Genomic DNA, 19,627 nt, shown 5'->3' on the forward strand with positions numbered 1-19,627 from the left:
CCTCCGCTCGGGCGGGTGGTCAGCGCCGCCACGCCGCCGCCCGGCGGGCGGAGATCACCTGGAACACCAGCACCGCGGCGATCGCGAGGAAGAACACCGCCGAGGCGATGACGTTCGCCTGGGGCGGGATGCCGCGCTGGGCCGCGACGTAGATGAAGACCGGGAAGGTCTGGGTCGTGCCGGAGGTGAAGTAGGTGATGATGAAGTCGTCGAAGCTGAGGCTGAACGACAGCAGCGCCGCCGCGACGATCCCCGGCAGCAGCAGCGGGAACGTGATCCGCCAGAACACCTGGTTGGGTGAGCCGTACAGGTCCCGTCCGGCCTCCTCGAGCGCCGGATCGAGCGAGAGGACCCGGGCCCGGACCGTCACCACGACGAAGCTCAGGCAGAACATCGCGTGCGCGATGATGATCGTCCCCAGCCCCTTGGGCACGCCGGCGGTGAGGAACTGGGCCGCGAGGCCGGCGCCCATCACGACCTCCGGCGTGGCCATCGGCAGGAACAGCAGCAGGCTGATCGCGTTCCGTGCCCGGAAGCGGTATCGCACGAGGGCGATCGCGATCATCGTCCCGAGCACCGTCGCGATGAGGGTCGCCGTCCCGCCGACGATGAGGCTGTTGCCGAACGCGGTGCACACCTCGGGCTGCGCGCACACGCTCAGCCAGTTGTCGAAGGTGAACCCGTTCCACGAGATGTTCGACCGGTTGGCATCGTTGAACGAGAACACGAACGTGTAGACGATGGGGATCAGCAGCAGCGTGAAGGCGATCACAACGTAGGCGGGCAGCAGCCATCGTCCGAGCCCGACGGGTGCACGACCTCTCGTCACGGCGGCGCTCACAACAGGTCGTCCGTTCCCGAGCGCCGCACGTAGAACCCCACGATCACGACGATCACCGCCATCAGCAGGATGCTGAGCGCCGCCGCCTGGGGGTAGTTGACGGTGATGAGGAACTTCGACTGGATGACGTTCCCGAGCATGGACGTCGACGGACTGCCGAGGAAGGCCTGGCTCGCGTTGACGTAGTCGCCCGCGGCCGGGATGAAGGTGAGCAGGGTGCCGGAGACGAGCCCCGGGACCGACAACGGCAGGGTCACCCGGAAGAAGGTGGTCGCGGGACCGGCGTAGAGGTCGTTGCCCGCCTCGAGCAGCCGCGTGTCGAGGCGGTCCAGCGAGGCGAACAGCGGCAGAGTCATGAACGGGATGAAGTTGTAGGTGAGTCCGAACACGACCGCGAATCCGGTCCCGGTGAGGTGCGCCTGCGGCCCCAGCAGCCCGATCATCTGCAGTGTGCTCACCACGGGGCCCTCGTCCGAGAGGATCTGCTTCCAGGCGAAGGTCCGCAGCAGGAACGAGATGAAGAACGGCGCGATCACGAGCACCAGCAGGAGGTTCCGCCACAGCGGACGGTCCCGCAGGCGCACGCCGATGAAGTACGCGAGGGGATAGCTGATCAGCACCGCGAAGACGGTTGCCAGCAGCGCGTACCAGAAGGACCGGAGGAACTGCGGCCAGTACGCCGCGATGACGTCGATGTAGTTCTGCCACGCGAACCCGTAGGTGAACACCCCGTACTCCGCAGGGTCGTTCACCCCGAAGGACGTCATGAGCAGCGAAACGAACGGGACGAGGAAGAAGAGGGTGAGGTACAGCAGTCCCGGCAGCAGCAGGACGAGTGCGACGGTCCCGATGCTGCGACGGGCGGAGCGCGGGGCGGTGTCGTTCGCCCCCGCCGGCGCGAGGACGGTGAGGGCCACGCTACGCCGCCTCGCCGGTCGATCCGGCGACGGCCAGCAGGCCGGTGTCGAGCTCCTCCTCGGGCACGGCCGCCTCGCGGGCGCCGGCCTCCAGCCCGAAGGTGTGCTCGCGGTCCCACGCCACCCACACCTCCGCGCCGGGCGCGTAGACCGCCCCGAAGACGAGGTTCTGCGCGAACACCGCGAGCGTGCCGACCTCGGGGACCTCGACGAGGTACTGCGTGCTCACGCCCGTGAACGAGGCATCCGTCACCCGACCCGGTCCGAGCACGTTCCGGCTGCCGTCCCGGGGCGGCTCCTCCGCGTGCAGCAGGAGCTTCTCCGGACGGACGCCGAGGGTGATCCGACCCGATGTCCGGACGGCCCGTTCCTCCGGAAGCGCCAGCACGCCTCCTGCGGTGCGCGCGGTGACGACGCCGCCCGACGACTGCACGACGGTCGCGTCCAGCAGGTTCGACTGGCCGAGGAAGGTGGCGACGAAGCCGGTGCGGGGACGCTCGTACAACTCCTCCGGCGAACCCAGTTGCTCGATCCGGCCGCGGTTCATCACGGCGACCGTGTCGGCCATCGTCATGGCCTCCTCCTGATCGTGCGTGACGTGCAGGAAGGTGAGGCCCACCTCGCTCTGGATCGACTTCAGCTCCAGCTGCATCTGCCGGCGGAGTTTCAGATCCAGTGCCCCGAGCGGCTCGTCGAGCAGGAGCAGCGCCGGGCGGTTGACGACCGCGCGGGCCAGCGCGACGCGCTGCTGCTGCCCCCCGGACAGCTGGCTCGGCCGCCGGTCGGCGAGGTGGTCGAGTTCCACGAGCCGCAGCGCCTCGTGCGCCTTGCCGACGGCATCGGCGATCCCGCGTCGGCGCAGCCCGAACGAGACGTTCTCCAGCACGCTCATGTGCGGGAAGAGCGCGTAGCTCTGGAAGACCGTGTTCACCGGACGCTTGTGCGGCTTGACGTCCGTGACGTCGGTGCCGCCGAGCAGGATGCGGCCGGCCGAGGGCGACTCCAGCCCGGCGACCAGGCGGAGGGTCGTCGTCTTACCGCATCCGGACGGACCGAGCAGGGCGAAGAAGGACCCCGCCGGGATCGTGAGGTCGAGATCCTCGATGGCGGTGAAGCCCGGGAACGTCTTGCGGATCCCCTCCAGCCGGAGGTCGGCCCCGGACTCCCCGAATGTGCCGGCGGACATGGCCGTCAGGCACCCAGGCCGACGGACTCGAAGGCGGTGTTGTACTTCTGCTGCTCCTCGTTCGAGAGCGCGCGGAAGATGTGTGCCTGTGACAACGTCGCGTCGTCGGGGAAGATGAGCTGGTTCTCGACCATCTCCGGATCGATGTCGGCCATCGCCTCCTGCGCCCCCTCGACGGGAGTGATGAAGTTCACCCACGCCGCGACCTCCGCCGCCACCGCCGGGTCGTAGTAGTAGTCGATGAGCTTCTCGACGTTCGTCTTCTGTGCGGAGCCGACCGGCACGAGGAAGTTGTCGCTCCACAGCGTCCCGCCGGAGTCGGGCAGGGCGAAGCCGAACTTGTCCCCCACCTCCGCGTTGATGGCGGCGATGTCGCCGGACCAGACGATCGCGGCGAGCGTGTCCTCGTTCTTCAGGTCGTCGGCGTAGGAGTTCCCCTTGATGTTGCGGATCTGGCCGTCCGACACCTGTTGTGCGAACACCTCCAGCGCACGGTCGAACTCGGCGTCGCCCCATCCGGACCCCGCGATGTCCACGCCCTGGCTCAGCATGATCAGTCCGAGGGTGTCCCGCATCTCGCTCAGCACGCCCACGCGCCCCTTGAGCTCCGGAGCCCACAGGTCCTCGAGGGAGGCGAGTCCGTTCGGCAGTTTCTCCTTGTTCCAGGCGAGGCCCGCGAACCCGGACTGCCACGGCAGCGAGTACGACCGGCCGGGATCGAAGCTCGGATCCTGCAGGCTCGGGGACAGGTTGGCGGTCGCGTTGGGGAGGTTCGCCTTGTCGAGTTCCTGGGCGTATCCGGAGGCGATCCAGATGTTCGCCATCCAGTCCGTGAGGCAGACGGTGTCCGCGCCGATGTCCTGGCCGAGCGCCAGCTGGTCGCGCACCTTCGCGAAGTAGGTGTTGTTGTCGTCGATGGAGACGTCGTACGTCACGGACAGGCCGGTGAGCGCCTCGAAGGCCTCCAGGGTCGGGTGCCCGCCGGAGTCGTCCTCATCGAGATAGAAGGACCAGTTGGCCCAGGTGAGGCTCTTCTCGGCATCGGAACGGTCCTGCGCCGCGGAGGCCGCGGGCGCGGAACCGCCCACGCGGCCGGAGCACGCCGCGAGGAAGGCGGCCATGGACAGACCGGCTCCCGCGACGAAGGAGCGACGGGACAACCGCGCGTTGCGGGCCTGGGCGATCAGGGCGCGAACCGCCGGGTCTTCGGGCAGAGGTCCTCGGGGCATCAGCACTCCTCCGTCGGCACAGACTTTCGGGTGGAGCCGATACTGTCAGATCCGCCCCGGATAGCGCTACGGAATCCGTCGCCTGAAACACGGATGTCACACGGATCCGCTCCGGATGCGGCTTCCAGCCCCTGGTTCCGCAGTAGCGTGGACGCTCACCATCCCCCGCAAGGAGACCCATGGCCGGTCGCGACGCCCTCGACGACACCACGAAGCGCATCATCGAGCAGCTCCAGGAGAACGGCCGCAGGTCCTACTCCGAGATCGGACGTGCGGTCGGCCTCAGCGAGGCCGCCGTGCGTCAGCGCGTCCAGCGACTCACGGAGTCCGGCGTCATCCAGATCGTCGCGGTGACGGATCCGATGCAGCTGGGGTTCCGGCGTCAGGCGATGGTGGGTCTTCGGGTGACCGGTGACACCCGGGCGGTGGCCGCCGAGCTGGAGAAGCTGGAGGCGGTCGACTACCTGGTCCTGACGGCCGGCAGCTTCGACATCCTCGCCGAGGTCGTGTGCGAGTCGGATGCGGACCTCAGCGAGCTGCTGAACACCCGGATCCGCACCCTCCCGGGCGTGCTCTCGAGCGAGACCTTCGTGTACCTGGAACTGCGCAAGCAGTCCTACGACTGGGGCACCCGCTAGGCCGATCCCGCGAGACTGCATACCCGACACGAGACTGCGCGTGGCGACGTCCGTCTCGTGCGGGATATGCAGTCTCGCGGGCTCTACTTCTTCTTGGCGCGACGCTGCGCGCGGTTCTGCGCAGCCGGCACGGTCGCCGCGGGAGCGGCCGCCTCGGTCTTCTGCCCGAAGGCGCCACGCGCCGCCTCACGCACGGGGGCGGCCGGGGCCTGCGCCGCGGTGGCCTGACGCGCTCGCCCCGTGGCGGCCTTCTCGACCTGGCCGCGGTCGTTGCGGACCTCGACCTCGCCGTCCTCCGTGGGAGCGGTGTACTGCAGGCGCTGCGCCTCCATGGCGGGAACCTCGAGTCCCTTGGCCTGGACCTCGGTGCGCTCTCCGTCGGGACGGCGCACCTCGACCTCGAGGTTGAAGAGGAACCCGACGGACTCCTCCTTGATCTGCCCCATCATGGTCTGGAACATCTCGTAGCCCTCGCGCTGATACTCGATCAGCGGGTCGCGCTGCGCCATCGCCCGAAGGCCGATGCCGTCCTTGAGGTAGTCCATCTCGTAGAGGTGGTCGCGCCAGCGGCGGTCGACGACCTGGAGCACCACGCGACGCTCGAGCTCGCGCATGGCGGCCTCGCCCAGCTGCTCCTCACGCTTCTGGTACGCGATCTTGGCGTCGCTGCGCAGCTCGCGCTTGAGACCGGCGGGCGTGACGCGCCCCTTCTCCCCCGCCTCGGCGATGACCTCGTCGATCGTGACGCCGACCGGGTAGACCGTGCCGAGCTCCGTCCAGAGCGCGTCGAAGTCCCAGCTCTCGGTGTGGCCGCTGCCGGTGTGGTCGTCGACGATCGCGTCGACCACGTCCTCGATGAACCGGGAGACGCGGTCGGCGATGTCGTCGCCCTGCAGGATGTGGCGGCGATCCGCGTAAATCGCCTCGCGCTGGCGGTTCAGGACGTCGTCGTACTTGAGGACGTTCTTGCGCATCTCGGCGTTCCGCGCCTCGACCTGGGCCTGCGCGCTCTTGATGGCGCGGGAGACCATGCCCGATTCGATGGCGACGTCGTCCGGGAAGTTGGTGCGGGCCAGGATCGCCTCGGCGGCACCGGACTGGAACAGCCGCATCAGGTCGTCGGTCAGGGACAGGTAGAAGCGGCTCTCACCGGGGTCGCCCTGACGTCCGGAACGACCGCGCAGCTGGTTGTCGATGCGGCGGGACTCGTGACGCTCGGTGCCGAGCACGTACAGACCGCCGGCCTCGACGACCTTGGCCGCCTCCTCGGCGACGACGTCACGCGTGCGCTCGTACGCCTCCTCCCAAGCCTGCTCGTACTCCTCCGGCGTCTCGACGGGGTCCAGCCCCTTCGCCTTCAGCTCCGCGACGGCGAGGAACTCCGCGTTGCCGCCGAGCATGATGTCGGTGCCGCGGCCGGCCATGTTCGTGGCGACGGTCACCGCGCCCAGGCGACCCGCGCGGGCGACGATCTCGGCCTCGCGCGCGTGGTTCTTGGCGTTGAGGACCTCGTGCTTGATGCCCTTCTTCGCCAGGAGCCGGGAGAGGTACTCGCTCTTCTCGACGCTGACCGTGCCGACCAGGACCGGCTGCCCCTTCTCGTTGCGCTGGACGATGTCCTCCACGACCTGGGCGAACTTCGCCGCCTCGTTCTTGTAGACGAGGTCCGGCTGGTCCTTGCGGATCATCGGCTTGTTGGTGGGGATGGGGACGACGCCCAGCTTGTACGTCGACATGAACTCCGCGGCCTCGGTCTCGGCCGTACCGGTCATGCCGGAGAGCTTCTCGTAGAGACGGAAGTAGTTCTGCAGGGTGACCGTCGCGAGGGTCTGGTTCTCGGCCTTGACCGGGACGCCCTCCTTGGCCTCGATCGCCTGGTGGATGCCTTCGTTGTACCGGCGGCCGACCAGGATGCGGCCGGTGTGCTCGTCGACGATCATGACCTCGTCGTTCATCACGACGTAATCCGTGTCGCGCTTGAAGAGGGCGAGCGCCTTGATGGAGTTGTTCAGGAACGAGATCAGCGGGGTGTTCGCGGACTCGTAGAGGTTGTCGATGCCGAGGTAGTCCTCGACCTTCTCGATTCCGGGCTCCAGCACGCCGATGGTGCGCTTCTTCTCGTCGACCTCGTAGTCGATGCCGGGCTCAAGCGTGCGGGCGACCTTGGCGAACTCACCGAACCAGCGGTTCGCCTCCCCCGAGGAAGGCCCGGAGATGATCAGCGGGGTGCGCGCCTCGTCGATGAGGATCGAGTCCACCTCGTCGACGATCGCGAAGAAGTGACCACGCTGGACGAGGTCCTCCTTGCGCCAAGCCATGTTGTCGCGCAGGTAGTCGAAACCGAACTCGTTGTTCGTGCCGTAGGTCACGTCCGCGGCGTACTGCTCTCGCCGCACCTCGGGGGTCTGTCCCGACACGATCGTTCCGGTGGTCATCCCGAGCGCCCGGTACACGCGGCCCATGAGCTCGGACTGGTAGGAGGCCAGGTAGTCGTTGACCGTGATGATGTGGACGCCGTTGCCGGCGATCGCATTGAGGTATCCCGCGAACGTCGCGGTGAGGGTCTTCCCCTCACCGGTCTTCATCTCGGCGATGTTGCCGAGGTGGAGCGCCGCGCCACCCATGATCTGCACGTCGTAGGGACGCTGGTTCAGGGTGCGCTTGGCAGCCTCACGGACGGCGGCGAACGCCTCCGGCATGAGCTGGTCGAGCGTCTCCCCCGCTTCGTGGCGGGCGCGCAACTCCGCGGTCTCCCCGCGCAACTCCTCGTCCGTGAGCTGCGTGTACTCCTCCTCCAGGGCGTTGACCGCCTTCGCGATCTGCTGCAGGCGGCGCACAAGGCGGCCCTCTCCTGCGCGGAGGAGTTTCTCGAGAGGGTTGGCCACGGGGCATCTCCATCTGTCGGGCGGGCGCTCGCGCGCCGAGTCGCACCCGGGAACCGGGCACACCGCCTCCCATGGTATCCGCCCGCACGCGTCCAATCACCGGAAATCCGGGACGTTCGCGCGTAGCGATCGGCCACGGGGCGGCCACCGCCGGAGATGCCGCTTCCGCGCATGCATATACTCGGAAACGACTAACGCGGACGGGAAGTGGAATGTCGGTACGTCAGAGCCTGCTCGCCATCCTCAGCCAGGGACCCTGCTATGGGTACCAGCTGCGGGCGGAATTCGATCGCCGTACCGGCGGTGTCTGGCCACTGAACGTGGGGCAGATCTACAACACCCTGGAGCGCCTGGAGCGCGACGGCCTCGTGGCCAAGGGCGACCCCGACGAGCAGGGTCACGTCTACTACTCCGCGACCGACGCCGGGCGCGCGGAGGCCGCCGGGTGGCTCGCCCGCCCCGTGGTGCGGGCCGCTCCCGGCCGGGACGAACTCACCGTGAAGGTGGCCCTGGCCGCCACCCTGCCCGGGGTCGATGCGGCCGCGCTCATCGCCGCCGAGCGCGCGGCCGCCCAGGGGCGTCTGGAAGCCTTGCGGGAGACCGCGCCGGGGGACGCGGACGAACCCGGCGCCCTCGCCCACGTGCTCGTGCACGAGGGACTCGTGGCGAGCGCGGAGGCGGAGCTCGCCTGGCTGGATCGTGCGGCCGAGCGGGTGGCCGGCCATCCGGAGTCCGCACGGACGACGGGCCTGTCCGGGCTCCGCCCGAAACGCGGCCGTCCCGCCCGCGTCGCCTGAACCGGCTCGGCCCCCGCCTGCACGCTTAGGATCGATCCATGGCCGGTTTCTGGGGTAAACGCAAGCGCGAAGAGCAAGCGGAGATCAACGCGCAGGATGCGGATCTGGCGCGCCGCGCACAGCAGTCCCTGGTCGCGGTGGACGAACGCATCCGTCTGACCACCGAGGAGCTCTCCTTCGCCGAGGCCGAGCTCGGGGAGTCCTCGACGAAGGACCTCCGCGAGGCCCTGATCGCCGTCCGCACGCACCTCGGCGAGGCCTTCCAGCTGCACCAGCTGAACCACGACGAGATCCCGGACACCCCGGAGGAGCTGCGCACCCGGAACGCCCGCATCGTCCAGCTGTGCGAGTGGGCGGATCAGCTCCTGGACGAGCGCACGTCGGCCCTCGCGGACGACATCGCCCGCGTCCGTCGCGCCCCGGAGATCCTGGCCCGCGTGCGTGCCGACGCGGAGCGCCTGCGCGAGCGCATCCCGCACGCGCAGAGCGTGGTCGACCGGATGCGGCTGCGCTACGCCGCCTCGGCGGTGCACCAGATCGAGAACTCCCCCGCAGAGGCGGAGCAGGTGCTGTCGTTCGCCCTGCACAGCGCGGATGTGTCGACACGCCGCCGGGAGGCCGGGCGCGCCGACGAGGCGAACCTCGCACTGGAGACGGCCACCGAGTCGGTGCGCCGCGCCGAGACGCTGCTCGACGGTGTCGAGGACTTCGAGATCGAGGCCTTGCGCGCGGAGTCCACCCTCGCCGAGGTCATCGCCGATTCCCGCGGCGACCTCGTCACGGCCCGCAGCGTCCCCGCGAACCCAGAGATCGTCAGCGCGATGCGCGATCTGGAGGCGGCGCTCGCGGCCCTACCCGCCCCCGGCTCGCTGACCGACCCGTTCGCCGCACTGTCCGGCCTGCGCACGGCCAACAGCGCACTCGACGCGGTCGTGGCCAAGGCCCGGCACCGGGCCGAGCGGCCGCTGCCCAGCGTCCTGCAGGTGCGCCACGCGGTGGACGACGCCGACCGCCAGATCGCGGTGGCCCGGAGCCTCATCAGCGGCCACCGCGGCTGGATCGGCGCGGACGCCCGCACCCGGTTCGCGGAGGCGGAGCGCACGCGCACCGACATCGACCGGCTGCCGGACGAGGAGGACTCGCGCGAGGTCGCCCTGCACCTGGCGCGCCGCGCCGGTCAGCTCGCCAGCGAGGCACTGCAACTCGCCCAGCGCGACATCGACTCCTCCCGGCCGCGCGACGACGACTGGGGCGGCGGGAGCTGGGGCGGCCGGGGCGGTCGCGGCGGCCGCGGCGGGATGGGCGACGCGATGGGCGGCATCCTGGGCGGCCTCGTGATCGGTGGCCTGCTCGGCGACATGTTCGACTGAGCGCCCGCTCCTCGGTGAACACGAAGGAGGGACCCGCCGTCAGGCGGGTCCCTCCTTGTCTGACGCCTCGGGCGTCAGGAAGCCAGCTGGGCCGGCGGCGCGAGGGTCTCCAGCGAGATCACCCCGTAGTCCCAGCCCTTGCGGCGGTAGACGACGCTCGGGTGGTCGGTGCGGGAGTCGATGAACAGGAAGAAGTCGTGCCCGACGAGCTCCATCCGGTCCACGGCCTCCTCGACCGTCATCCATTCGGCGTCGAAACGCTTCGTGCGGATGACCACCGGCGTGTAGTCCTCTTCATCCTCTGCTCCGGTGAGGATGGGGACCTCCCCCGTGGCGACCGCCTTCAGGACGTCGGCGGATGCCGGCTGCACGTCGATCCCGGCGATCTCGCCGGTGCCCTTCTCGAAGCGTGCACCGCGGGGGTGGTTGCGGCCGTCGACCCGCTTCTCCTTCGCGCGCCGCACCTGCTCGCAGAGCTTGTCGACCGCGAGGTCGAGAGCGACGAACTTGTCCCCGTCCACGGCTTCGGCGCGCACGATCGGGCCCTTGCCGGTGAGGGTGAGTTCGACGGTGGAGTCTTCCATCCGACCGTTGTGGTAGGCGCGGTTGGTGACCTTCACCTCGAGACTCTGCGCCCGCGGCGCGATGTTCTCGATGCGACCGGACTTCTCCTCGACCACGGCACGGAATCGGTCGGTTACCCCGACGCCCACGCCGACGATACTGGTGTCCATCATGACCTCCTTGTTCCGGTCCACCCGGTCAAGGGCGGACCATCGTCGCCTTGTACCCTCCACGCTAGTCCCCGGGGCTGGGGCCTGTCACGTCGGGCCGCCCCGCCGCGGCGTGGCGGCGACCGTGAGAGCGCACAGGACGGGCACACCGGCGGCGCGGAGGGCACGGGCCGCCTCCGCGAGCGTCGCGCCCGTGGTGAGGACATCGTCCACCAGTACGACCGGATGCGGTGCGCGGAGCGGCCGGGCCTGGAGACTGCCCGCCACGTTCCGGGCCCGGTCCGCCCGGCCGAGCCCTCGTTGATCGACGGTCGGACGGGCGACCCGCAGGAGGCGGGCGGCGGGGAGGGAACTGCGCCGGACGAGGGTCTCGACGACGCGGTACCCGCGTCTCCGGAATGCCGCACGGGAGGTGGGCAGCGGCACGAAGACGGCCGGCTCGCGCACCACGGTCGCGGCGAGGGCGGCGAGCGCCGCGCCGAAAGGGCGGGTGAGGGAGGTACGCCCCTCCTCCTTCAGCGCGCGCAGCATCCGGGCCACCTCCCCCTCGTAGACGAACGCGGAGTGCACGGTGAGGCCCCCGTCCAGCGCGCGCGATGTCCTGGCCGGGACCGTGAGCCGTCGGATGCAGGCCGGGCACAGCGCCACGTCCGGGGCGCCGCACCCGGCGCAGGAGACGGGCAGGACGAAGGCGAGCGCGTCGGCGGTGGCGCGCCGGACCGCGCGGGCGAACGCAGGCGATGGCATGTCGTGATCGTCCCGCCTGCGCCCGTCCCCAGTGGCGATCAGTCCTGGAGTGGGGACGGAAGGCGGGTGCCGCCCCGCTGGGGAGGAGGACCGCTACTTGGGGTTGCCCTGTTGAACGGCCAGCACCGTCACATCGGTCGCCGTCTGCACCCAGTTCGACGACCGGCGGACGAACAGCGCACCGTCCGCCGTCCGCAGTCGCACCGCGCTCGCGATGTTGACCCCGGCCAACTCGACCGCCCCGTCCGGCGCATCGACCGAGGAGACCAGGCCACCGACCGGCTGCTCGACGAACCTCGTCTGCTCCCCGCCCGCGGAGATCGCGCCGACGGTGACCGTGTCCAGCCAGCCGACGTCGTTGCCCTCCCCGGTGATCCCGGTCAGCACGACCGGCTCACCGAGGGCTCGTGGCACGCCGTCGGAGTCGCGGACGACGCCGGCGACCGCGAGCACCCGGCGCGCACCGAAGCTGACGATCGCGGCCATGCGCGTGCCGTCACGGGAGACCTGCATCGAGTGGATGCGGCTCGCCCCCGTCCACGCCCCGCCGACCGCGATCACGTCGCCGTCGGCCGTCGTCGCGAGCGTCGCGGCCGGATCGCCGCCGGGCACCGTCCAGACCGTCCCGAACGGATCGATCGTCGGATCCAGGAGCCCGGGCCGCCCGTCCAGCGGGGTGACCCGACCGTCGTCCCGGACCAGCGCCGCCGATCCGTCCGCGAGCCGTACCGCGGCCGACACGCGGTCGCGCCCCACCTGGACGGCGACGGGCGAGAGCCGCTCGATCGCCTCGGACAGCCCGGGGATCGGGGTGAGGTCCCCGGAGACGAGATAGCCGAACCCCTCCGGGGTGAGCACGAGCGCCCGGGCGTCGACCATGGTGTCCTGCGTGGGCACCCTCCGCGCGTCTATGCGCGCGCCCTCCACGAGCATCTCCACCTGGGAGACCTGCGCGGTCGCGAGGCTCGCCGACAGCTGCGTCTGCATGCGGTCGAGCGTGGTCTGATCCACCGCGAGCGCCTGCTCGCTCAGCTGCGCCTGCGCCACCCCGCCCGGGACCGGGACGGAGGGGACGAGGTCGACGTTCTCGGGGAACGCGGTGACGACCGAGTCCACGAGCCAGGCGGCCGGATCGCCGTTGACCAGCGCATCCGCGATCCGGGTGGCGGCGTTGTACGTCGGGAACCAGCGCAGGTCGGGGACGAGGAACTCCCAGGTGGGATCGAAGTACATGACCGAGTAGCTGTGGAACACGCTGCGGAAGACGTCCTCGTCGAGCAGGATGCCGTCCGGCGCGTTCGTGATGCGCCACTCGCCGTCGGCCTGCTGGGCCAGGGTGTACGCCAGCGGCGGGGTGCTCGCCCCATCCGAGTCCGTGTAGGTGCCGCCCGCGTCGACCGTTGCCCGCGGGGTGACCTGCAGGGTGATCGTGTCCTCGCCCGTCGACACGTAGAGGCGGTCGGCGAGGACGTCGACGATCACGCCCGCCTGCGGCTTCCAGTCCTCCCGGTAGTCCGCGGCGAGGTACAGCCGGGCGGTCTGCCAGTCGTTCTGGGGACCGGATGCGGCGGTGACGAACCCGTCCACGATCTGCTCCGGCGTCGCCCCCGGTTGCGGCGCGTTCGGCCGGAAGGTCACGTCGGGGGCGAGCGCCTCGGCCGTGACGACCGGGCCGGGCTGCACGGGACCGCTGGTGGGAAGACCCGCGCATCCGCCGAGCGCCGCCACCACCGCGATCGCCGCCAGGGCACGCCACATCCGTTTCATGTCTGCTCCTGCCGTGCCGCGCGGGTCGCCGCGTCCACGTCGATCGGCTCCGTGACGCCCAGCACCGCCAGGGTGTCGTCCCCGGGATCCAGGGGGATCGGGGAGACCAAGTCCTCGGTGTGGGGGTGGCGTGGCAGGGTGAGCACGAAGTTCGTCCCCCGTCCGGGCGATGACCACACCGCGAGCGTCCCGCCGTGCAGGCGGGCGTCGCCGAGGGCGATGGACAGCCCGAGCCCGGTTCCGCCGATCGTGCGCTTGCGGGACGGGTCCGCACGCCAGAACCGGTCGAACACCCGCTCCTGATCCTCCGGCCGCATCCCGAGGCCGTAGTCGCGGACACCGAGGGCGACCGCGTCCTGATCGCTGTCGACGGTCACCACGATCGGCCGGCCCTCGCCGTGCTCGATCGCGTTGCCGAGGAGGTTCCGCACGATCCGGCGGACCCGGCGCGGATCGACGTCGACCGGGGAGTATCCGCCGGGGGCGACCAGGCGCACCTCGCTCCCGTGCTGATCGGCGAGCTGCTGCATCGACGCGATGACGTCCTCAGCGAGCGCCGCCACGCTCGTCGGCTCCAGCTCCAGCTGCACCGAGCCCGCGTCGTAGCGGCTGATCTCGAGGAGGTCGCCCAGCAGCACCTCGAACCGCTGCACCTGCGCGTGCAGCAGCTCGACGGCGCGCGCCGACACCGGGTCGAACCCGTCGCGGTGGTCGTTGAGCACGTCCGCGGCGAGACGGATCGTCGTCAGGGGCGTGCGCAGCTCGTGCGAGACGTCCGAGACGAACCGCTGCTGGACCAGGGAGAGGTCGGCGAGCTCCTTGATCTGGGCCTGGATGCTGTCGGCCATCGCGTTGAACGACCGCCCGAGGGTCGCGATCTCGTCCTCCCCGTGCACGTCCAGGCGCATGTCGAGTCGCCCGGCCGCGAGCTCGGCGCTCGTTCGCGCGGCATCGGCGATCGGCACGGTGACCGCGCGCAGCACGAGCCAGGAGATCACCGCGATGATGGCGATCAGCGCGATCGCGACGACCCAGAGGGTCCCCTGCACGAAGCCGAGGGTCTGCTCGGCGGCGGAGAGGTCGTAGGCGATGTACAGCTCGTAGGCGCCCGCACCCTCGACGTTGACGTTCAGCTGCTGGCCGACCACGATGCCCGGCACCGACCCGCCGCTCCCGTCGGGCAGGGCGATGGACTGCCACCACTGCACATCGCCGTTGCTGCGCACCCGGTTCTTCAGTGCCTCCGTGATCTGCTCGTCCCAGTCGCCGCCGAAGAGGAAGTCCTGCGGGGCGGTGGAGGACGGCTCCTGGTCGATCCGGAACGCCGCGACCCGTTCCGAGAAGGACTGCCGGGCGAGGGTCGCCCGCACGCTGTCCATGACGTTGCGCACCTGCGCGCTGTCGCTCTGCACCGCGGAATCGAGCGTCTCCTGCGCCGCGGTCGTCGCCCGCCGCGCGTCGCCCAGCACCTGGTCGCGACGGGACTGGAACAGGTCGTTCTGGATGGCGAGCGCCATCCAGACGCAGGCGACCAGGATCGCGAGGCTGGACAGGGCGATCGTGATCAGCAGCGTCCGGAAGCGCAGCGAACGCCGCCACAGCCCGGCGATCGTGTCCGGCCATGTCCGCCAGGCGCGCAGCTGCGCGAGGAGCGCGTCGCGGCGCGAGGGCGGCAGGGCCCGAGCATTCATGTCAGACCACGGCGCCCGCGCGGTACCCGACACCGCGCACCGTCGTGACGATCTTCGGGTTGTCCGCGTCGAGCTCGACCTTGGCGCGGAGGCGCTGGACGTGCACGTTCACCAGACGCGTGTCGGCTTTGTAGTGATAGCCCCAGACCTGCTCGAGCAGCATCTCCCGGGAGAAGACCTGCGCAGGCTTGGACGCCAGGGCGACGAGAAGTTCGAACTCCAAGGGGGTGAGCGCGATGACGGTCTCCCCGCGCCGCACCTCGTGGGCGGCCACGTCGACCGTGAGATCACCGATCCGCAGCACCTCGGCGGAGTCCGTGGCCGTCGGGCGCAGCCGGGTCCGGATGCGGGCCACGAGTTCCTTCGGATTGAAGGGCTTGACGATGTAGTCGTCCGCCCCCGACTCGAGACCTCGGACGACGTCCGCCGTGTCGGTGCGGGCGGTCAGCATGATGATGGGGACGCCGGACTCGCTGCGCAGCCGCGTACAGATCTCGATCCCGTCCATGCCCGGGAGCATCAGATCCAAGAGCACCAGATCCGGCCGCTCCGCACGGAACGCGCCGACGGCCTCCGATCCGTCCGCGCAGAACGCGGTCTCGAAGCCCTCGGTGTTGAGGACGATGCCGATCATTTCGGCCAGCGCGGTGTCGTCGTCGACCACGAGAATGCGTGAAGTCATGAAACGCGTGTCATCCTTTGCGTCCGGCACGGCGACGGCCGGGCACCGCCGTTCTTCCCCATGCGCTCCCCACAGAGTAGTGCACTCCCCCGCACAGCGGCCGTGTGGTCGGGGCCCTGTGCCACGATAGGGGCAGCCGACGAATCCGCGAGGGAGAGATCGTGACCGCCTATCCGTCCTGGACGCCGGCGCCGCGCCCGGGCATCGTCCCGCTGCATCCGCTGTCCTACGGCACCATCCTGGGTCGTTCGTTCACGGCTCTGCGCCACAATCCCCGCGTCCTGCTGGGCTTCGCCCTCGGCGCCCAGATGATCGCCTACATCGTGCTGACGGTCGTGGTCGGCGGAACGGCCCTCGCCTCGTTCTCCCGCCTGGACACGGTGCCGGAGGGCAGCGCCGACTACGACGCCGTGCTCGCCGGGTCGATCGCCCTCACCATCGTCGCCGGGGTCGTCCTGGGGATCGCGAGCACCGCACTGACGGTGGTGGTGCAGGGGATCGTCGTGGCCGACGTCGCGCACGGCGTCGTATCCGAGCGGCTCACCGTTGGCGCACTGTGGCGACGCGTGCGGCCCGCGTTCTGGCGGCTGCTCGGCTACACCTTCCTCGCCGTCGCCGCCGTGACCGTCGTGCTGGGCGGCCTCGTCGCCGCGGTCATCGCCCTCTCCTCGGTCGCACTGGCGGCCGGGATCGTGCTGGCGGTCCTCCTCGTGCTCGCCGCCATCCCGCTCACCGTCTGGCTGACCACCAAGCTGTTCCTCGTCCCGGCCGTGCTCGTCCTGGAGGGGGCGGGGGTGTTCGCCGGTATCGCCCGTTCGTGGCGACTGACCCGCAACAGGTTCTGGAAGACCTTCGGGGTCTGGTTCGTCATCCAGCTGAGCTTCAGCGTGCTCGCGCAGATCATCAGCGTGCCGTTCTCCCTGATCGCCGGCATCCTGCCCGCCATCATCGCCCCGACCGGCGCCGAGGAGCCGGGAGTGATCATCGGGGTGCTCGTAACCTCCGGGATCACACAGATCGTGACCCTGCTCATCCAATCCGTCGCGCTGGTGGTCGTCGCCTCCGCGTCGACCCTCGTCTACATCGATGCGCGGATGCGGACCGAGGGCCTCGACCACGACCTGCAGTCGTACGTGGACCAGCGGCAGGCGGGGGCGGGAACGGCGGACCCGTACCGCTGGCACGTCGGCCGCGAGGTCGCCGCCTCGTGGCCTTCCCCGTCCGGGGCTCCCGGTCCCGGTTCCCCCTCCGGCGCACCGGACCCGCTCGCATCCCCGCAGACATGGACGGCACCCGGCGGGAACGCGCCCGGCTCGGAAACGCAGCCCCGCGCCACCGACTGGACCGCACCGGGCGGGGATGCCGCACGGTGACCCGCGTCCCCGCACCCCTGAGCGCACTCACCCCGGACGCCGACGAGGCACGGCGGTGGGCGGAGCAGGAACTCGCCGACCCCGTGTACGAGGCCGCGCGTCCGACCCCCTTCGACCGGGTCGCGCAGGCGATCGGCGATGCCATCGCCCAGTTCTTCACCCAACCCGTCCCGTCCTCGTGGGGACCCGCCTTCGCCGTCGTGGCCACGGTCGTCGTCCTCGCGGTCGTGCTCGTCGCGTTCCTCATCTGGGGCCGGCCGCGGGCGGGTGCCCGGATCCGGCCGGAGAGCGGGACGGACCTCTTCGGCGACGTCGGCCACCGTTCGGCCGCGGAGCTGCGGGCCGACGCGGCGCGGTACGCGGCCGATGAGGACTGGACGGAGGCGATCGGCGCCTCGGTCAGGGCGCTGGCCCGCGGCTTGGACGAGCGCGGCATCCTGGAGACCCCGCCGGGGACCACGGTGCAGTCGTTCGCCCGTCAGGCGGCGGCGTCGTTCCCGGAGCACGCCGCGGAGTTCGCGAGCGCGGCATCCGATTTCGACGACGTCCGCTACCTCCGGCGCCCCGGCACGCGCATCGCCTACGAACGCGTGCGGAGCCTCGACGAGGCGGTGGCCCGCACGCGGGTGCCGGCAGGACGCGGATGAGCGCCCCTCCCCTCGCGGTGCGACGTGGCACGAGGTCCCGCCGTGCGTTCACCTGGGCGGGCATCGTGGTCGTCCTCATCGTCGCAGGCACGATCGGCGCCCTCCTCGCCTCCTCCCTGCAATGGAGCGGCCGCGAGCGGCTGGACCCGGAGTCGGCCGGGCCGGACGGCGCGCGGGCGCTCGCCCGGATCCTCACGCAGCACGGCGTCGACGTCCACGTCGTGCGCGACCGGGAGGACGCGCACGAGACCCTGGCGACGGCGCCGGCGACCCTCGTCCTGCCCGACTCCGCGTACCTCTCCGACGAGACGTTCCTCGGCCTCGCCGACGCTGCGGCCGGCGTCGTCGTGCTGGAGCCGCGCTCCCGCGGCGTCCGTCTGCTCTTCGACGGCCGGGTCGAAGGATACGGCGACGACGCCCCGGTCCCTCCGGACTGCGCACTGCCCGCCGCCCGGCGTGCGGGGCCGATCGCCGTCGGCGCCGCCTTCGGGGCGGACGCTGCCGGCTGCTATCCGGTCGGGGACGAATACGGCCTCGTCTGGGCGGAACGCCCCGCGGGCCGAGCGGTCGCGGTGGACGGCACCGTCCTGTTCACGAACGACCGCCTCGCCGCCGACGGCAACGCCGCACTCGCGGTCAATCTGCTCGGCGAGCGCGGGCGGGTGGTCTGGTTCGTCCCCACCATCACCGACAGCGACGGGGCGGATGCCGCGACCCTGGGGGAACTCACGCCCGCCTGGGTGAGCCCGGCCATCGTCCTGCTCATCTGCGCGGCCGCGGGCACGATCCTGTGGCGTGGACGACGGTTCGGGCCCCTCGTCCGCGAGCGCCTGCCCGTGACCGTCCGCGGCAGCGAGACCACCCGCGGCCGGGCGCACCTCTACGCCGAGACCCGGGACGCCGCACACGCCGCTGCGGTGCTCCGACGCGGCGCGACCGGGCGCCTGGGACGGATGCTGGGGCTTCCGGCGACCGCCGACGCCACCGCCGTCGCGGACGCCGTGGCCGCACGACTCGGCCGCGCCGGCGGCGACGTCCACGGCATCCTGCACCTGGACCGGCCCCGCACCGACCGGGATCTCGTCATCCTGGCCCGCCGGCTGAACGACCTCGAGACGGCACTGACCTCGGCCCTCCGGCCCGGAAAGGAAACCCGATGACCGCCCCCCTCCCCACCGACGACGACCTCCGCCGGGCGATGCACGACGTGCGCCTGGAGATCGGCAAAGCCGTCATCGGCCAGGACGGCGCCGTGACCGGTCTGCTGGTCGCCCTCCTCGCCCGCGGCCACGTCCTGCTCGAGGGCGTCCCGGGCGTGGCGAAGACGCTTCTGGTGCGGGCCTTCAGCCGGGCGCTGGGCCTCGACACCCACCGCGTGCAGTTCACCCCCGACCTCATGCCGGGGGACGTCACCGGGTCGCTCATCTACGATGCCCGCTCGGGGGAGTTCGAGTTCCGCGAGGGCCCGGTCTTCACACAGGTCCTGCTGGCCGATGAGATCAACCGCACCCCACCGAAGACCCAGTCGGCGCTGCTCGAGGCGATGGAGGAGCGGCAGGTGTCCGCCGACGGCGTCACCCGTCCGCTCCCCGACCCCTTCCTGGTCGCCGCGACCCAGAACCCGATCGAGCACGAGGGCACCTACGAGCTGCCGGAGGCTCAGCTGGACCGGTTCCTGCTGAAGCTCACCGTCGAGGTCCCCGGCCGGGACGCGGAGATCGCGGTGCTGCGCCGCCACGCCGACGGCTTCGTACCGCGGGAGCTGGGCGGGTTGACCGCGGTGGTGGATGCGGGCGCCATCCGCGCCGCGCAGGACGCCGCGGCATCCGTCGCGGTCTCGGACGATCTGCTCGGCTACGTCGTCGACCTCGCGCGCGCGACGCGGGAGGCCCCGTCCGTGCAGCTCGGCGCGAGCCCGCGAGCGGCGACCGCCCTGCTGGCCACGGCGAAGGCGTGGGCGTGGCTCGGTGGCTACCCGGCGATCACTCCGGACCACGTGCAGACCATGCTGTCCCCGACCTGGCGACACCGGCTCCGGCTGTCGCCGGAGGCGGAGTTCGAGGGAGTGCACGTCGACGCGGTGATCTCCTCCGTCCTGCAGCAGACCCCCGTCCCCCGCTGAC

Annotated in this window: 17 protein-coding genes; 7 read left to right on the forward strand and 10 right to left on the reverse strand. The window is 70.9% G+C overall.

Going from position 1 to position 19,627, the window contains the following annotated elements:
* Positions 1 to 19 precede the first annotated feature (19 nt).
* The 4 genes from F6J84_RS11055 to F6J84_RS11070 are packed head-to-tail and all read right to left on the reverse strand — an operon-like array spanning position 20 to position 4,173.
* Positions 20 to 841: an ABC transporter permease gene (locus F6J84_RS11055; protein WP_420846156.1), complete on the reverse strand. Its 822-nt coding sequence runs from the start codon at positions 839 to 841 to the stop codon at positions 20 to 22.
* The gene (locus F6J84_RS11060; protein ID WP_150973732.1) at positions 838 to 1,758 is read right to left on the reverse strand and encodes an ABC transporter permease; all 921 of its coding nucleotides are present in this window, start codon (positions 1,756 to 1,758) and stop codon (positions 838 to 840) included. Before F6J84_RS11060 ends, F6J84_RS11055 begins: the two co-directional genes overlap by 4 nt.
* 1 nt (position 1,759) lies before the next feature.
* The gene (locus F6J84_RS11065) at positions 1,760 to 2,944 is read right to left on the reverse strand and encodes an ABC transporter ATP-binding protein (protein ID WP_150973734.1); all 1,185 of its coding nucleotides are present in this window, start codon (positions 2,942 to 2,944) and stop codon (positions 1,760 to 1,762) included.
* A 5-nt stretch (positions 2,945 to 2,949) separates the two neighbouring features.
* On the reverse strand, positions 2,950 to 4,173 hold the full coding sequence (locus F6J84_RS11070) for an ABC transporter substrate-binding protein (RefSeq protein ID WP_150973736.1): 1,224 nt from the start codon (positions 4,171 to 4,173) through the stop codon (positions 2,950 to 2,952).
* A 179-nt stretch (positions 4,174 to 4,352) separates the two neighbouring features.
* Between F6J84_RS11070 and F6J84_RS11075 the strand changes: the two genes are divergently transcribed.
* Positions 4,353 to 4,811, forward strand: coding sequence for an Lrp/AsnC family transcriptional regulator (locus tag F6J84_RS11075; protein WP_150895643.1), 459 nt, complete (start codon positions 4,353 to 4,355; stop codon positions 4,809 to 4,811).
* Between the two features lie 83 nt (positions 4,812 to 4,894).
* Here the strand turns inward: F6J84_RS11075 and secA are convergent, their stop codons facing one another.
* A complete protein-coding gene (secA, locus tag F6J84_RS11080) occupies positions 4,895 to 7,696 on the reverse strand; it encodes a preprotein translocase subunit SecA (RefSeq protein ID WP_150973738.1) in 2,802 nt (933 codons plus the stop codon).
* A 212-nt stretch (positions 7,697 to 7,908) separates the two neighbouring features.
* On the opposite strand from secA, the gene F6J84_RS11085 reads away from it, so the two are divergent.
* On the forward strand, positions 7,909 to 8,493 hold the full coding sequence (locus F6J84_RS11085; protein ID WP_150973739.1) for a helix-turn-helix transcriptional regulator: 585 nt from the start codon (positions 7,909 to 7,911) through the stop codon (positions 8,491 to 8,493).
* 38 nt (positions 8,494 to 8,531) lie between these two features.
* Positions 8,532 to 9,863, forward strand: a complete 1,332-nt coding sequence (locus F6J84_RS11090) for a coiled-coil domain-containing protein (protein WP_150973741.1) — start codon at positions 8,532 to 8,534, stop codon at positions 9,861 to 9,863.
* A gap of 74 nt (positions 9,864 to 9,937) precedes the next feature.
* Here the strand turns inward: F6J84_RS11090 and hpf are convergent, their stop codons facing one another.
* From hpf to mtrA, 5 genes are all read right to left on the reverse strand, one after another.
* Entirely contained in the window at positions 9,938 to 10,597 is a 660-nt protein-coding gene (gene hpf / locus F6J84_RS11095) for a ribosome hibernation-promoting factor, HPF/YfiA family (RefSeq protein ID WP_191905813.1), read from the reverse strand.
* Between the two features lie 87 nt (positions 10,598 to 10,684).
* Positions 10,685 to 11,344, reverse strand: coding sequence for a ComF family protein (locus F6J84_RS11100; protein WP_150973746.1), 660 nt, complete (start codon positions 11,342 to 11,344; stop codon positions 10,685 to 10,687).
* A gap of 93 nt (positions 11,345 to 11,437) precedes the next feature.
* Positions 11,438 to 13,111, reverse strand: a complete 1,674-nt coding sequence (locus tag F6J84_RS11105; protein WP_150973748.1) for an LpqB family beta-propeller domain-containing protein — start codon at positions 13,109 to 13,111, stop codon at positions 11,438 to 11,440.
* On the reverse strand, positions 13,108 to 14,802 hold the full coding sequence (gene mtrB, locus F6J84_RS11110; protein WP_150973750.1) for an MtrAB system histidine kinase MtrB: 1,695 nt from the start codon (positions 14,800 to 14,802) through the stop codon (positions 13,108 to 13,110). The genes F6J84_RS11105 and mtrB overlap by 4 nt, the downstream gene beginning before the upstream one ends.
* 1 nt (position 14,803) lies before the next feature.
* Complete coding sequence (gene mtrA / locus F6J84_RS11115) at positions 14,804 to 15,484, reverse strand: MtrAB system response regulator MtrA (protein WP_150895656.1); 681 nt, start codon at positions 15,482 to 15,484, stop codon at positions 14,804 to 14,806.
* Between the two features lie 161 nt (positions 15,485 to 15,645).
* Between mtrA and F6J84_RS11120 the strand changes: the two genes are divergently transcribed.
* From F6J84_RS11120 to F6J84_RS11135, 4 genes are read left to right on the forward strand one after another with little or no spacing between them, the layout of a single operon-like run.
* On the forward strand, positions 15,646 to 16,857 hold the full coding sequence (locus F6J84_RS11120; RefSeq protein WP_150973752.1) for a DUF7847 domain-containing protein: 1,212 nt from the start codon (positions 15,646 to 15,648) through the stop codon (positions 16,855 to 16,857).
* Positions 16,854 to 17,504 (forward strand): DUF4129 domain-containing protein, encoded by a 651-nt coding sequence (locus tag F6J84_RS11125; RefSeq protein ID WP_150973755.1) that lies wholly within the window; start codon positions 16,854 to 16,856, stop codon positions 17,502 to 17,504. Before F6J84_RS11120 ends, F6J84_RS11125 begins: the two co-directional genes overlap by 4 nt.
* Positions 17,501 to 18,664 carry a DUF4350 domain-containing protein gene (locus F6J84_RS11130; protein ID WP_150973756.1) on the forward strand — a complete coding sequence of 388 codons (1,164 nt, stop codon included), beginning with the start codon at positions 17,501 to 17,503 and terminating at the stop codon, positions 18,662 to 18,664. The genes F6J84_RS11125 and F6J84_RS11130 overlap by 4 nt, the downstream gene beginning before the upstream one ends.
* Positions 18,661 to 19,626 (forward strand): AAA family ATPase, encoded by a 966-nt coding sequence (locus tag F6J84_RS11135; RefSeq protein WP_150895663.1) that lies wholly within the window; start codon positions 18,661 to 18,663, stop codon positions 19,624 to 19,626. The genes F6J84_RS11130 and F6J84_RS11135 overlap by 4 nt, the downstream gene beginning before the upstream one ends.
* Position 19,627 lies beyond the last annotated feature (1 nt).

This window comes from Microbacterium caowuchunii (genome assembly GCF_008727755.1).
GTDB lineage: Bacteria > Actinomycetota > Actinomycetes > Actinomycetales > Microbacteriaceae > Microbacterium > Microbacterium caowuchunii.

Coding starts and splice junctions, on each gene's coding strand:
- F6J84_RS11070 (WP_150973736.1), bottom strand. CDS start 4,173: ATGCCCCGAGGACCTCTGCCCGAAGACCCGGCGGTTCGCGCCCTGATC.
- F6J84_RS11130 (WP_150973756.1), top strand. CDS start 17,501: ATGAGCGCCCCTCCCCTCGCGGTGCGACGTGGCACGAGGTCCCGCCGT.
- mtrB (WP_150973750.1), bottom strand. CDS start 14,802: ATGAATGCTCGGGCCCTGCCGCCCTCGCGCCGCGACGCGCTCCTCGCG.
- hpf (WP_191905813.1), bottom strand. CDS start 10,597: ATGGACACCAGTATCGTCGGCGTGGGCGTCGGGGTAACCGACCGATTC.
- F6J84_RS11075 (WP_150895643.1), top strand. CDS start 4,353: ATGGCCGGTCGCGACGCCCTCGACGACACCACGAAGCGCATCATCGAG.
- F6J84_RS11135 (WP_150895663.1), top strand. CDS start 18,661: ATGACCGCCCCCCTCCCCACCGACGACGACCTCCGCCGGGCGATGCAC.
- F6J84_RS11105 (WP_150973748.1), bottom strand. CDS start 13,111: ATGAAACGGATGTGGCGTGCCCTGGCGGCGATCGCGGTGGTGGCGGCG.
- F6J84_RS11065 (WP_150973734.1), bottom strand. CDS start 2,944: ATGTCCGCCGGCACATTCGGGGAGTCCGGGGCCGACCTCCGGCTGGAG.
- F6J84_RS11085 (WP_150973739.1), top strand. CDS start 7,909: ATGTCGGTACGTCAGAGCCTGCTCGCCATCCTCAGCCAGGGACCCTGC.
- F6J84_RS11100 (WP_150973746.1), bottom strand. CDS start 11,344: ATGCCATCGCCTGCGTTCGCCCGCGCGGTCCGGCGCGCCACCGCCGAC.
- F6J84_RS11090 (WP_150973741.1), top strand. CDS start 8,532: ATGGCCGGTTTCTGGGGTAAACGCAAGCGCGAAGAGCAAGCGGAGATC.
- mtrA (WP_150895656.1), bottom strand. CDS start 15,484: ATGACTTCACGCATTCTCGTGGTCGACGACGACACCGCGCTGGCCGAA.